Raw genomic sequence first — 14,359 nt, 5'->3', positions numbered from 1 at the left:
TTATGCTTGATTTAAGATGGTGTTTCTGATCTGTAAAAAATTCTTATTACGGAATTTGCGTTTACAAATGTTTTTAATTGATCTGCGGTACATTTAAAATTACACCTTATAAAGATGTATTTTAATTCACTTAAACCAGATAAACTAGATAAGTCTAACTTCGTATTTAAATCGCTTGATTTATTGAGTTTTATTGTTATTAATTGTACTTTGTTATATTTAGGATTTCCACTATTTAATATACTTACAGATTTAGCGTCTTTTAATGTTAATTTAATTGGAAGGCCTTCTCCATAGGTTGTCTTTTCAATACCATTTCCAACATAGACAGTAGGGTGTAGATTCTTGACAAGTTTATTGAACTCACTTCTTCCGTTATCAGCTTGGCTTTTTGCGACTGATTTTGAAAAATTATTATTACTTAGTTCATATATGCCATTTTCTTGAGCTATGATCTTATTGGAGAAAAACAATGAAATACAGCACAGAAATAGAAAAGTACAAAATGTTAAAGTCGATTTATTTTTCATGATTTAGTAAAATTATTTTATTTAAAACTATATATATTATAGACACTAATGAACCAAAATAGTCACCATTAGACATTCATGTTAATTATTAATAAAAAAGCTTTCGAGGGAAAAAACTGCGAGGGAAAAACATTGTTTAACAATGCTATATTTATATATGGTATTGGATTCAGGTTCATAACTTTATATCTTAAGTAGGTAGTACAAAAGAATACATATACTGCTACGTTTTCAAAAATATATGGTAAATCACTCATAAATTCGTTTAAAAGCTTTTATTAAACTTTTAGTCGTCATAATAAGTTTTTTATCGGTTTCCGAGCTGCACAGTAGTTTTAGTCTGTTTTAATCTTTAACTTTTTAGCGTTTATAATGTCTTCTTATATGGTAATTTTAGCTAACTTTATAAAACAAATTGATTGATTTTGTTGGTAAAAATGACTTTTAATCGACGAAAATAATCGCTTAATCGCTTTTTTATGAAAAAATTAATTTTGATAAGGCATGCCAAATCTTCGTGGAAACACAACGTAATAGATCACGAAAGACCTCTTAATGATAGGGGTTTTAAAGACGCAAATTTGGTTTCAAATGACTTAAAGGAAAGACCATTAAATATTGATTTAGTTTTGTCAAGCGATGCCATGCGTGCAAAAACAACGGCTAATATTTTTGTTTCTAACCTTAAAATTGATACGGGTATTGTTCATTTAAACCATGAGTTATATGATTTTTCAGGAACTAATCTCATTGAAGTTCTTAAAGCATGTGATGATTCTGTTAATACACTCATGCTTTTTGGGCACAATCATGCTATTACAGCTTTTGTAAACACTTATGGTGACAGCTACATAGATAACGTCCCTACTAGCGGTGTGGTTGTTATAGATTTTGATATTGCAAATTGGAAAAATTTAAATAAAGGAAAAACCGTACGAACTTTATTTCCTAGGGATTTAAAATAATGCCATTTATAGTTTAATGCCAATCAGATATGTGCTTTTAGTGATACTTACAAAAAGCGCTTGTACTTAACTTTTTATGTAAGTATGTAGATAGATTCTTTTCAATGTATTATTAAACTATTAACCCGTTCTAAACCTTCCTATTTCATATTAGTTTTTATTAATAATATTAAGCTTAAATAGAATATATTTGTGGATCTATTTCTAAATCATGAATCATCCTATATGACGAAACCAGAATTACAGAATAATAATTATATAAATAGAGAAATAAGTTGGTTGCAATTTAATGCTAGAGTTTTGCAAGAAGCATCAGATGAAAATGTGCCGTTAATAGAACGCTTGCGATTTTTAGGCATTTTTTCCAATAATTTAGATGAATTTTTCAAAGTTAGATATGCTACGGTTAAGCGTATTGTTGAGGCCGGAAAAGGAGGAAAGAATGCTTTAGGAGGTATTAAGGCTAAAGAGTTATTGGAAATTATAACTCAAATTGTAATAAAACAACAAAGTAAAAGTTTAGAAATACTAAGTACTATTCATGAAAGGTTAGAAGATGAGAATATTTATATCATTGACGAAAATCAAATTGATGATGCGCAACATGACTTCATAAAAAAATATTTTTTAACAAAAGTTAGCCCAGCTTTGGTGACTATTATTTTAAATGATTCTGTAGTACTTCCTAATTTAAAGGATAGTGGCGCCTATTTAGCAGTTAGAATGTTAATGTCTAATAATGAAAGACAGTTTGCATTAATTGAAATACCAAAATCTTTTAATCGATTTGTTGAATTACCAAAAGAAAACGAAAAGAGTTATATTATAATGATTGACGATTTGCTTCGTCATTGTTTAAGCGATATTTTCAATATTTTCGATTATAAAAGTATTTCTTCTCACATGATCAAAATTACTCGTGATGGTGAATTGGATTTTGAGAGTGATTTAAGTAAAAGTTTTATTGAAAAGATCTCCGATAGTGTTAAGCATAGACAAATTGGTGAGCCAGTTCGTTTTGTATACGATAAAACTATAGATCAAGAGACATTACAATATTTATTGGCTAAAATGGGTATTGATGAAACAGATAGTATTATACCTGGAGGTCGTTATCATAACAGAAGAGATTATATGGGGTTTCCCAGTTTAGGCAGGAATGACCTTCTTTATGATAAAATAGAAGCTTTACCGGTTAAAGGTCTTAGTTTAGAGGCTAGTATTTTTGAAGCTATTAAGAAAAAAGATTATTTACTTCAGGCGCCATATCAAACCTTTTCTTATGTTGTTAAGTTTTTAAGAGAAGCAGCTTTAGATCCAAATGTAAAAACTATAAAAATTACCATTTATCGTTTAGCTCAAATCTCACATATAGCGAGTTCACTTATTAATGCTGCTATTAATGGAAAATCTGTTACTGTCTCTATAGAACTACAAGCCAGGTTTGATGAACAAGCAAATATTGATTATGCGCAACAGATGGAAAATGAAGGTATTAATTTGGTTTTTGGTGTGGCAGGTTTAAAAGTGCACAGTAAAATGTGTATTATAGAACGAGAGGAAGGAAAAAAACTAAAGCGATACGGTTTTATAAGTACAGGAAATTTTAACGAATCCACTGCAAAAATTTATACAGATTATACGTTGTTTACTTCAGATCAACGCATTTTAAAAGAGGTAAATAAAATTTTTAGTTTCTTTGAGACTAATTATAAAATTTTTACCTATAAACATTTAATAACATCTCCTCATTATACTCAAAAAGCAGTTTTTAAATTAATAGACGCAGAAATTGAAAGTGCTAAAAATGGAAATCTGGGTTGTATAAGATTAAAAATGAACAGTATTTCCAGCTATAAAATGATTGATAAGCTTTATGAAGCAAGTAGAGCGGGTGTGAAAATCCAAATGATAGTTAGAGGTATTTGTTGTTTAATTCCCGGTGTAAAAGGAATGAGTGAAAATATAGAGGTAATTAGCGTTGTAGATAAGTTTTTAGAACACTCCAGAGTTTATATATTTGGAAATAATGGGGATTCTAAAATTTATATTTCCTCTGCCGATTGGATGACGAGAAATATTGATAATAGGGTGGAAGTAAGCTGCCCTATTTATGATGATGAGATTAAACAAGAAATTATTGAGACGTTTAATATTAGTTGGAGTGATAATGTTAAAGCCAGGCTATTAAATGAATCTCAAGAAAATAATTATAGAATAAATGATAAAGAAAAAGTAAGGTCTCAATTTGCTATGTATAATTATTATTTAAAAAAGCTAGATAGTTAGTATGCTTACAATAAAGAAATATGCAGCTATAGATATTGGTTCTAATGCTGTAAGGTTACTTATTTCAAATATAATTGAACAAAAAGGAAGACCTGTACAATTCAAGAAAAATTCATTGGTTCGTGTGCCCATACGTTTGGGGGCAGATGTATTTATAGAAAATAAAATTTCCAAAGAAAATACACAACGAATGGTTGATACCATGGTAGCGTTCAAATTGTTGATGAAATCGCATAAGGTGGCAAAATATAAAGCTTGTGCAACATCTGCAATGAGAGAATCTAATAATGGTCAACAATTGGTCGATCTAGTTTTAAAAGAATCGGGAATAAGTATAGATGTTATTAATGGAGAGGAAGAAGCGGCAATAATTGCGGCAACCGATTTACATAAGTACATCGATAGTAATAAGACGTATCTATATGTTGATGTGGGAGGAGGTAGTACAGAGTTCACCGTCATACATAGAGGTAAACAAGTAGCTTCAAAGTCTTTTAAAATAGGCACAGTTAGGCTTCTTAACGATATGGTTAAAAAGAAATATTGGAAAGAGCTTGAGGCATGGATAAAAAAGCATACAAAATTTTATCATAAAATAGAAGTTATAGGTTCTGGGGGAAATATTAATAAAATATTTAAAATATCTGGTAAATCTATGGGAAAACCGCTTTCATATTTTTATTTAACGGCCTATTATAAAAAACTTCAGAGTTATTCTTATGAAGAACGTATTACAGAGTTAGACTTGAATCAAGATAGAGCGGATGTTATTATTCCTGCCATGCGGATTTATCTTTCTTCAATGAAATGGAGTGGGGCGAAAAATATTTATGTGCCAAAAATTGGTTTGGCAGATGGTATAATTAAAAGCATCTATTATGATACAGTTTCTAGCAATACACAGTAAAATTGTGCACTTCACCTTTTATAGTTGTCGGTTTTTAATTTTATAATATATATTCGTACCCAATATAATTGCTTAAAATTATATCCCAAACCTGATTTATTATGAAAAGAATATTACTATTAGCAGCCTTATTTACTTTTTCAAATTATGGCCTTTCTCAAGATGTAAAATATGGAATAAGGGGTGGTTTGAATATTTCAAATTTAGATTTCGATACTAACAGTGTTCCTACAAATAAGCATAGAAATAGTATTTATGTCGGTTTTTTTGCAAACATTGGTTTGTCTAAAACTATTGCAATAATGCCAGAAATACAGTTTTCTGCAGAAGGAGCTAAAGCAGAACCTCTCCATTTAGATTATATACAAGCACCTATTTTCTTAAAGTTTAGAGTAAGTGAAAAAATTCACATTGGAGCAGGACCACAAGCGGGGCTTAAAGTACATAAAGAAGAAGATGGTATTAAGAATTTTGCTTATTCTGGTGTTGCTGGTTTAGAATATAAAATAAACTATGCCATATTTGCGGATGTAAGATATACCTATGGCTTCTCTAACATTTTTGATGACAATTTAGGCGTTGAAGCTAAAAACTCAAATATACAAATAGGTATAGGTTACAAGTTTTAGCCTGGGTTTAACCGTGTATTGCTTCTGTATTCCCTAAATTAGACATAATTTCGGCTTCATATTCAAGAAGTTGTTGCCATTTGGTATCAACTTCTTTTTTATTTCCATACTTGCGAGCAAAGCCTAAAAACATGGTGTAATGGTTTGCTTCACTAACCATTAAATTTCTATAAAAGGTCGCTAATTCTTTGTCTTTAAGTTCCTCTGAAAGTAACCTAAAGCGTTCACAACTTCTGGCTTCAATTAACGCTGCATAAAGTAAGCGATGCACTAATTGGGTAGTTCTGCTTCCTCCTTTAGGAAAGAATTTTACAAGTTGAATGACATAATCGTCACGTCTATCACGTCCAAGAGTCCATCCGCGTTCTATGATTTTATCATGAACCATTTTAAAATGACTCATCTCTTCTTTCACCAATGCTGTCATTTCTTGTACTAATTCTGTGTATTCAGGAAAACTTACAATTAGTGAAATAGCAGTACTTGTTGCCTTTTGCTCACAAAAAGCATGATCAGTAAGTATTTCTTCAATGTTTTTTTCTACAATATTAACCCAGCGCGGGTCAGTTGGAAGCTTTAGTCCTAGCATGATTAGATGGTATTAGATGAAATGTTTATTTCTTCAATTTGAATATCTCCTTGTTCATTGAGTTTAAGCGTAAAATCTTTACATTCATCCGTATTAGAAGTACAAAAAGAAGTGTTTAATTGCAATGTGTTTTTATTTGAGGCCTCATAATCAATCCATATAAATTGCATGATGGCATTTGCCCAAAACTCTGCACTTTCAAATTCGTAAAAAAACTTTTTATTAATTAGACTCCTGTTAATAATAGTATTATTTTTTAATACCAGTAGTTGTGCTTCAAAGTTTTTGTAGTGAATTCTAGTTGTTGAATCATTTTTTAATTTTTTGGTTTCTAAAACAAAATCCCTCTCTAAAGAATGGTAGTTTATTTTAACTTCAAATCCACTGCTTAAAATAGTATCTGTTTTAATCTCAGTATACGCTTCTGGAACAAACTTTATTTCTTGAGTAAAGGACTCTAAAAGTTTGTTTTCTTTTAAAACTTCTGCATTGGTTTTATATTTTCTGTTTCGACCATCGCAACTTGCTAAAGTAATGATGAAGATAAAAAACAAAACCAATAACTTATTCATAATTAATTATTTATATGTCTAAATCAAAAGTTTTTCTTAAGAGGTCTATGTTCGAGTTTTTCTCTTTTAATTTTTCGAATTTGTCCGCAGGAGTATAAGCGTACTTCTTTTCCATAATGTCGTTTATACTAATTGATAAGCTAATGTCATAGTTATTTAAAGACTTTCTTATGTACGATAAAAGATCATATTGATTGCGTTCCACTTCTACTTTATTTGTAGCATTAGGGAATTCTAGATATACGGTCGTTTCTTTAACTTTTGGTGTATCAATAGATAATATAGAAGCTAAATTGTGTTTCCCTTTTCCTCTTATTATTTCTATAAAAGTATTCCAAACATCTATAAGCTCTTTCTCGGTAAAAGCTTCTTTAGGTAAATCCTCTTCTTCTATAACGACATCCATTTGTTTAATGAGATGTTCTTTTTTAGCTCTTATACTACTTAAAGAAAGACCAGAAGCACGTTTGGTTTCTTTTTTTAAAATGATTTTTGGAGGAGCTTTAACTTGAAAAGTTCCTGAAGAGTTAGAGCCTGATAATTGTGGGGCTCTATTTTCCTCTTTTAAATTGGAAGCAACTAAACTATTTTGTTCTTTTTTAGGAGGTGTTACGGGAATAGGAGTAATCCCTTTCTTTTTAAAATAAGAAGCTGGAATTATGTAATGTCTGCTATTTTTTTTTTCTCCATCAAAAGTGATAGAGGCAAGCTGCATTAAACATAACTCGATAAGTAAGCGTTGATTTTTACTGGTTTTATATTTGAGGTCGCAATCGTTTGCTAGATTTATGCCATGTAGCAAAAATTGCTGTGAAGCTTTTTTAGATTGTTCTAAATATTTAGTTTTGGTCTGCTCGCCTACTTCAAGTAGTTCAATCGTCTCAGGGGTTTTGCTTACAAGTAAATCTCTAAAATGAGACGCTAGCCCTGCAATATAATGATGACCATCAAACCCTTTGGATAATGTATTGTTGAATTGTAATAGCAATTCGGGAATCTTGTTTTCTAAAATTAAATCGGTACTTGTAAAATAGGTTTCGTAGTCAAGTACGTTTAAATTTTCTGTAACGGCCTGCCTGGTTAAATTTTTACCTGAAAAACTAACCACCCTATCAAAAATAGATAAGGCATCTCGCATAGCGCCGTCTGCTTTTTGAGCGATAATATGTAATGCATCGTCATCGGCGGTTACGTCTTGTTCTTCTGCAATATATTTTAAATATTCTTTAGCATCTTTTACTGTAATGCGCTTAAAATCAAAAATCTGACAACGGGATAAAATAGTTGGAATTATTTTATGCTTTTCAGTTGTTGCTAAAATAAAAATGCAATGTTTTGGTGGCTCTTCCAGTGTTTTAAGAAAAGCGTTGAAAGCAGCCTGAGATAGCATATGTACCTCATCAATAATATATACTTTGTATTTACCAACTTGTGGAGGGATACGAACTTGATCTGTTAAGCTTCTAATATCATCAACCGAATTGTTTGAAGCAGCATCGAGTTCAAAAATATTAAAGGCAAAATCTTCATCATCAGTTTCGGTACCATCACTATTAATCATTTTAGCTAGAATTCGTGCACAAGTCGTTTTACCAACCCCACGAGGCCCTGTAAAAAGCAAGGCTTGAGCTAAATGGTTGTTGTCTATAGCATTCAATAACGTATTTGTAATAGCTTGTTGCCCTACAACATCTTTAAATGTTTGTGGTCTGTATTTTCTAGCCGATACTACAAAGTGTTCCAATTTTACTGAATTTGCTTGTGTATAACAAAGTTAAAAATTCAGCTTAAAATTAAAGATAAAGCACATAAAATTTAAGAGGAGTTATTAACAACTTTAAGTGATAAGTGTCTAAAATAGAAAGTATGTTAAAATTGAGGAACAGTTATATCCATTTTTTTGAGATTTAATAGTTCTTTATTGTAATTTTGTAACCAAGTAGATTGCCTTATCGCTCATATGCTGAACTTGTTTCAGTATTATTTCTTTTCGTTAACTGAAAAGTTAAATTGAAAAGGTACTGAAACAAGTTCAGCACTTGGGAGGAAAGTCCGAACACCATAGTGCAACATAGTGGTTAACAACCACCAGTCGTGAGGCTAGGAAAAGTGCAACAGAAAGTATGTACAGGTCATGCTGTAGTGAAACCGGGTAAACTCTATGCGGTGCAATGTCATGTATACCAGTGTTTGAGGGCTGCACGCTCGATGCTGGAGGGTAGGCAGCTAAAGCGTATTGGTAACAATACGCGTAGATAAATGATAAGGATCACGCTTTGGCGTGATACAGAATTCGGCTTATAGATTTACTTTAACATAAAAACCCTTCTTAATTAAAGAAGGGTTTTTTGTTAAAAAATAATAGGTTAGTAATTATATCAAATGAACATTAAAACAAGCCCTATAATTTGTTTCTATAGTACTCATGTTTCATAATAAAGTAGATGGGGCTGTCTGAAAAGTGTCATTCTGAATATTACCGAGAAGCAAAATATATTTTGTTTCGAAGGTAGCAGCGAAGCTGTGAAGAATCTCTAAAAACATAATGTATTGATTTATAAATAAGATTCTTCGCTATGCTCTGAATGAAAAAATATAGTGCTTTTTAGACAGCCTCATTTACTTGGTATTACTCTTTTTTAGGAGAATAGGATAAATCGGGTCTCATTTCTCCACTATATTCTTCCATTCTTGATATGTAATTTATGACTTTGTTAAAAGTTTCCCAGCGATCCGGGCCTAAAACTTCTTCATTTGCTTTAGCTTGTGTTGCTCCATCTACTTCATCTTTAGCAGAAATAGACACCATATAGTAGTTTTCCATGGATCCAAAACCATTTCGGTAAATACGGTAATAACTTTTAGACCCTTTGCTAGTGAAGAGTTCTTTAACAGCTTTCATGCCTTCTTTTACCTTTTTAGCATTTTCGGGTGGGTAATACATAAAAAACCATTTACGATAATTTTGACCTTCTTGAGCTTCCTGGGCACCATCAGGCATATAACTTAGCTCTTCATCATGTACAACTATATAGTTGCCATGAGAATCGTAGCATTTATCAAAGCGGTTAAATATATCTCCAAATTTATCACCCATGGCTTTTGCCATATCAGCAAAAGGACGTTTATCTAAATCTGCGAAGTTTTCAATAGGAGAAATATAAAAATATTTAAAGTCATTTGATACTGCTGTAAACCATTCGGCTTGCGCATTATGTTCTACGGATGCCGCATTAAACTCTTTTGCAATTTTCTCATATTCCATAACCATTGAAGGTTTTACATTGTCTTGATGTACCGAGAACATTTTCTGTGCTTGAGAGATATTACATGTTAGGCATAATAATAATAATAATAATAATAGTACTAAAGTTGTTTTAGCTGTTTTCATAATTTATTATTTTGGTTGGTTAGTAATTTTATTCTTCTAAAACTTCGGTTTTAGTTTCAGCGGCAGCGGCTATAGCTGCAAATTCAGAATTCATAGCTGTGCCATCAAAGTAAATGTGTTCTTCTACAATTTTTCCATCAACGAATTGTACAGCCAAATGAACGGGTATGGACAATTCTTTATTATTTGCGGCAAAAGTACCTTTGTGTGTCGCCCAATAATAAACCCAAGTTTCGTCCTCTTTGTCAAGAACCATTTCAATGTATTCTTTATCATGGTTAAAACCATACGCAGACATAGCAGTGGTCATAGCCTTTAAGCCTTCTAATCTTTTTTCAATAGTTAATGGTTTGGTAGAATTAACAAATACTTTTGCTGTATCAGCAAAATGACTTTTCCATTTGTCCCAGTCACCTGTTTCGTAGGCTTTTATACCAGATTTTAATGTTTCAATTTCGGTAGAATCAGCAAAGTAACGTTGTGTTTTTTTTTGACAAGCGATAAAAAGAATCGTTACTAATAATAATAAAAGAAGTTTTTTCATTTCATTAATGGTTTTAAGGTTAGTGTTTAAATTAACCACAAACAACAGTAAGAAAAGAAGTACTTTTTTAATGAGATAAATTATGCATAGAGCCTGGGACTCTTAGGAAGATATCTAAAGTACTGAAAAAAAAGGAATTAACAAAAAAAGAGGCTGTGAGTTTAAACTACTTCAAAAAAACTAAACATATTACCACCATAGCTTTTAGAATAACTATAATGATTTAAGTTAGATAAATTAGTGTGTTTAGAATGCTCAACAATTAGAATGCCATCTTCAAGTAGCATGTTGTTTTGAAAAACCAATTCTGGAATTTTAGCAAATTGTTCTTCTGTAAAGTTATAAGGAGGGTCTGCAAATATAATATTGGTTTGTAAATTAGATTTTTCTAAAAATTTAAAAACGTCACTTTTAATAGTATTTATTGGCATTTCAAAAGACTCAGCTGTTTGGTTTATAAACTTGATGCAACCATAGTCCTGATCTACACAGGTAATGTTTTGGGTGCCTCTTGATGCAAATTCATAACTTATATTACCTGTTCCAGCAAACAAATCTAAAACAGAAATATCACCAAAATAAAACAGATTATTTAAAATATTAAATAAGGACTCCTTGGCCATATCGGTTGTTGGTCTCACCGGTAAATTTTTTGGTGCAACAATTTTTCTGCTTTTATAAATTCCTGAAATAATGCGCATTAAAAACTTTTTATTAAAATGAAATCTGAATGATCGTATTTTGGATTTTCATAATATTTGTAATGGTCATTTCGCTTACCAAAGCTTACATTTCTTATGTACTTGTATGCTATTTGATATAAATCATCATCTTTGTGAATAGCACCAATAAAAACTAAATATAATGTTTCTGGGTTTAGTTTTAACTGTTCCGCGGTAAATAGAACGTAGTATATAAAGTCTTCTTTTGTTACATATTCAAATGTATTATAAAGCAAAAGTTTACCCTTTTCAGTAACAATTATTTCAAAATGATTTTTGTTTACGTTTAAATATACTTTGGGAGTATTTGCATTTTTTTCGATGAGTAAAATTTCCTCAATTAAAATAGTAGAAACATGCTTAAAGGTAAAAGAGCCAAACTTTTCATATATAAAATTATTAATGTTTATATAGGGCACATATACGTTAATGCTATCGTTTAATACAATAGCGTCGTAAGTAATAAAATCAGATTTAAGAATTTTAGAATTAAATTTTAAATAATCAGCTAAACTATCTTCTTCAAAAAGTGGTTTTGGCACAAGAGTAGATAATTCATTGTCGTGGATTACACAAATTTTAGTGAACGCTTCTTGCAGAATAGTTTCTGTATTAAAGATATTTTTAAGATAATCTAATAGCTCTAAAGGATTCTGTTTTTTATTAAAATCAATGCGCTTTAAGGAAGAAATACGATTCGATTCTTTATGTAGTATACAAAAAGAAAGTCCACTCAAACTTATTTGAATGGACAATTCTAGATTAGTTAGTTTGTTAGGATTTTTATTCGGCTGAGCCATAATTTTTTGGCCAGTTTCCAATTGTTTTAACTTCGTCCATAGAACCTACTCTCAACATATTACCGTTTACTCCATCTACAGAAACAACCTGATTTTCTTGCATAAGAAGGTCTGGGTCTTGATCATGTAAAATAACGTTCTTTTCTACAGAAGCTTCAAAAACAGGTATCTGTATATCATTTTGTTCTAAATATCCAGCTTGTAATTTGAATTTAGCACCATCTTTACCCACTGGTACATTCATCATGTTTTTGTATCGATCAGAATTTTTAAATAAAGAATCTTTTACAGAAACAAAGCCTAAAGTATCAATTACAACAATTTCTTTAGTAGTGTCTACACCGTATAATTTAGTTAATTCTTCATCTATAATAGTAGAATCTCTACGTTGTGTAATAGTATATTCGGCTGTATCAATAAACTTAATTAAGTTTTCGAAATTACGAGAAAACTTACCAGTTACTTGTTTGTGAGCAATTTGAGCGTCTCTAATATCAATCAAACTTGTAATAACTGTTTTATAACGTTTGTTTTTAAGCTTGTTAAATTGAATGGGCTCATAAATAGATAAATAGGTTTGATAACCTAAAAAACCGATTAACAGCCAAAGAGCAATTGTCAAAACAGGTTTGAATTTAGAAGGTATAAATTTGTCAACCAGCTTTACTAAGCCAATTGTAACTAGTATCACTGCAATTGCAATAAGAATAAATGTCAACATAGTATGTTTTTAATTAAAAGTCTTTTCGCAAATCTACAATTTTTTTTTAATCGTAAAAACCTATAGAGAGTAAAAATCATTCTATCTTTGAATAATTTTTAATTTGTCGAAACTTTTAATGACCTCATCCGAATTTTATTCCCTTATAAAACAGCAGTTTCCGTTTAAACCAACGTTAAAACAGAATATTGTTTTACAACAACTTTCAGAATTTATTTTTAACAAAACACCAAATGTACTTTACCTATTAAAGGGATATGCCGGTACGGGAAAGACTACGATTGTCGGAACTATAGTCTCTAATTTATGGAAAGCAAAAAAAAGTGCTGTTCTAATGGCGCCAACTGGTAGAGCAGCAAAAGTCATTTCTAATTACTCGGAAAAAGAAGCATTTACAATACATAAAAAGATATATTTTCCGAAGAAAGAAAAGAATGGCGGCGTTAAGTTTGTTTTGCAGCCTAATAAGCATAAGAACACCATTTTTATAGTTGATGAAGCGTCCATGATACCAGATACCCCTGGGGAATCAAAACTTTTTGAAAATGGGTCGTTGCTGGATGATTTAATGCAATATGTATATTCTGGCCATCAGTGTAAACTGCTTTTAATTGGTGATACGGCTCAATTACCACCGGTTAAGCTGGATTTAAGTCCTGCTCTGAATGAAGATTCTCTTGGATTGAATTACAACAAGGACGTTACCAGAATGGAATTAGATGAAGTTGTAAGACAAGAACAAAATTCTGGTATTCTTGCAAATGCCACTGTACTGCGCGAAGCTTTGTCACATAGTATTCATGATAGTTTTAAGTTTGATTTAGCAGGTTTTAAAGATATTATCAGGTTAATAGATGGGCACGAGATCATGGATGCTATTAATGATGCTTATAGCGATTTGGGTAAAGAAGAAACAGCCATTATTGTAAGAAGCAATAAACGTGCAAATTTATATAATCAGCAAATACGAAATAGGATATTATTTAATGAGAGCGAGCTTACTACTGGGGATTATTTAATGGTGGTTAAGAATAATTACTTTTGGATTAAGACAACTACAGAGGCTGGGTTTATTGCTAATGGAGATATTATTGAAGTTCTCGAAATTTTCAGTATCCAGGAACTTTACGGTTTTCGTTTTGCAGAAGTAAAAGTGCGGATGGTTGATTACCCAAAAATGAGGCCTTTTGAAACGGTTTTACTTTTAGATACCGTTGAAGCGGAAACACCGTCATTATCTTATGATGATTCCAATAGATTATATCAAGAGGTCATGAAAGATTTTGAAAACGAATCCAGTAATTATAAAAAGTTTTTAAAAGTAAAAGGAAGTAAGCATTTTAACGCTCTTCAGGTGAAATTTTCTTACGCCATTACATGCCATAAATCGCAAGGTGGACAATGGAATACTGTTTTTGTAGAGCAACCTTATTTGCCAAACGGGATTGATAAAGAATATTTACGTTGGTTATATACTGCTGTAACCAGAGCTAAAGAAAAACTGTTTCTTATAGGTTTTAAAGATGATTTTTTTGAAGAAGACTAATTTAGTAATCAGTCACATTATCATCGCTTTGTGCTTTAACGACTTTGCGAGATTTCCATATTTAGTAATCAGTTGCAGCTAATATTGTTTATAACTTTTACGTCGCTTAAAAGCTTAGATCATTTAATATCAAATAAACATCTAAATAACCGGT

At 31.0% G+C, this 14,359-nt stretch carries 14 protein-coding genes and 1 other RNA gene; 6 read left to right on the top strand and 9 right to left on the bottom strand.

Annotated elements, in window-relative coordinates; genetic code table 11:
- Positions 1-11: 11 nt before the first annotated feature.
- Positions 12-530 (bottom strand): hypothetical protein, encoded by a 519-nt coding sequence (locus tag Q4Q47_RS17435; protein ID WP_303307919.1) that lies wholly within the window; start codon positions 528-530, stop codon positions 12-14.
- Positions 531-1,009: 479 nt separating this feature from the next.
- Here Q4Q47_RS17435 and Q4Q47_RS17430 point away from each other — a divergent pair, with 479 nt between their 5' ends.
- The 4 genes from Q4Q47_RS17430 (at position 1,010) to Q4Q47_RS17415 (ending at position 5,320) form a co-directional block, all read left to right on the top strand.
- Complete coding sequence (locus tag Q4Q47_RS17430) at positions 1,010-1,495, top strand: SixA phosphatase family protein (protein ID WP_303307918.1); 486 nt, start codon at positions 1,010-1,012, stop codon at positions 1,493-1,495.
- 225 nt (positions 1,496-1,720) lie between these two features.
- Positions 1,721-3,784: a polyphosphate kinase 1 gene (ppk1, locus tag Q4Q47_RS17425; RefSeq protein ID WP_303307917.1), complete on the top strand. Its 2,064-nt coding sequence runs from the start codon at positions 1,721-1,723 to the stop codon at positions 3,782-3,784.
- Between the two features lies 1 nt (position 3,785).
- A complete protein-coding gene (locus tag Q4Q47_RS17420; protein WP_303307916.1) occupies positions 3,786-4,691 on the top strand; it encodes a Ppx/GppA phosphatase family protein in 906 nt (301 codons plus the stop codon).
- 101 nt (positions 4,692-4,792) lie between these two features.
- Entirely contained in the window at positions 4,793-5,320 is a 528-nt protein-coding gene (locus Q4Q47_RS17415; protein ID WP_303307915.1) for a porin family protein, read from the top strand.
- 7 nt (positions 5,321-5,327) lie between these two features.
- Here Q4Q47_RS17415 and miaE read toward each other — a convergent pair whose 3' ends face one another.
- From miaE to dnaX, 3 genes are read right to left on the bottom strand one after another with little or no spacing between them, the layout of a single operon-like run.
- Complete coding sequence (miaE, locus tag Q4Q47_RS17410) at positions 5,328-5,909, bottom strand: tRNA-(ms[2]io[6]A)-hydroxylase (protein ID WP_303307914.1); 582 nt, start codon at positions 5,907-5,909, stop codon at positions 5,328-5,330.
- A gap of 2 nt (positions 5,910-5,911) precedes the next feature.
- Positions 5,912-6,481: a hypothetical protein gene (locus Q4Q47_RS17405; RefSeq protein WP_303307913.1), complete on the bottom strand. Its 570-nt coding sequence runs from the start codon at positions 6,479-6,481 to the stop codon at positions 5,912-5,914.
- A gap of 10 nt (positions 6,482-6,491) precedes the next feature.
- The gene (gene dnaX / locus Q4Q47_RS17400; RefSeq protein WP_303307912.1) at positions 6,492-8,225 is read right to left on the bottom strand and encodes a DNA polymerase III subunit gamma/tau; all 1,734 of its coding nucleotides are present in this window, start codon (positions 8,223-8,225) and stop codon (positions 6,492-6,494) included.
- Between the two features lie 257 nt (positions 8,226-8,482).
- Here dnaX and rnpB point away from each other — a divergent pair.
- An RNA gene (gene rnpB / locus Q4Q47_RS17395) (RNase P RNA component class A) lies at positions 8,483-8,798 on the top strand.
- A 312-nt stretch (positions 8,799-9,110) separates the two neighbouring features.
- Here rnpB and Q4Q47_RS17390 read toward each other — a convergent pair.
- From Q4Q47_RS17390 to Q4Q47_RS17370, 5 genes are all read right to left on the bottom strand, one after another.
- Entirely contained in the window at positions 9,111-9,872 is a 762-nt protein-coding gene (locus Q4Q47_RS17390) for a hypothetical protein (RefSeq protein ID WP_303307911.1), read from the bottom strand.
- A 28-nt stretch (positions 9,873-9,900) separates the two neighbouring features.
- Positions 9,901-10,416: a nuclear transport factor 2 family protein gene (locus Q4Q47_RS17385; RefSeq protein ID WP_303307910.1), complete on the bottom strand. Its 516-nt coding sequence runs from the start codon at positions 10,414-10,416 to the stop codon at positions 9,901-9,903.
- A gap of 161 nt (positions 10,417-10,577) precedes the next feature.
- Positions 10,578-11,117 (bottom strand): RsmD family RNA methyltransferase, encoded by a 540-nt coding sequence (locus Q4Q47_RS17380; protein WP_303307909.1) that lies wholly within the window; start codon positions 11,115-11,117, stop codon positions 10,578-10,580.
- Positions 11,117-11,938: a DUF3822 family protein gene (locus Q4Q47_RS17375; protein ID WP_303307908.1), complete on the bottom strand. Its 822-nt coding sequence runs from the start codon at positions 11,936-11,938 to the stop codon at positions 11,117-11,119. Before Q4Q47_RS17375 ends, Q4Q47_RS17380 begins: the two co-directional genes overlap by 1 nt.
- Positions 11,922-12,659 (bottom strand): hypothetical protein, encoded by a 738-nt coding sequence (locus Q4Q47_RS17370; protein WP_303307907.1) that lies wholly within the window; start codon positions 12,657-12,659, stop codon positions 11,922-11,924. The genes Q4Q47_RS17375 and Q4Q47_RS17370 overlap by 17 nt, the downstream gene beginning before the upstream one ends.
- A gap of 118 nt (positions 12,660-12,777) precedes the next feature.
- Between Q4Q47_RS17370 and Q4Q47_RS17365 the strand changes: the two genes are divergently transcribed.
- Complete coding sequence (locus Q4Q47_RS17365; protein ID WP_303307906.1) at positions 12,778-14,205, top strand: ATP-dependent DNA helicase; 1,428 nt, start codon at positions 12,778-12,780, stop codon at positions 14,203-14,205.
- The last annotated feature ends 154 nt before the right edge of the window (positions 14,206-14,359 follow it).

Source organism: Flavivirga spongiicola, from assembly GCF_030540825.1.
Taxonomy (GTDB): domain Bacteria; phylum Bacteroidota; class Bacteroidia; order Flavobacteriales; family Flavobacteriaceae; genus Flavivirga; species Flavivirga spongiicola.
The sequence above is the reverse complement of the archived record's forward strand: the minus strand, read 5'-3'. Positions and strand labels throughout refer to the sequence as shown.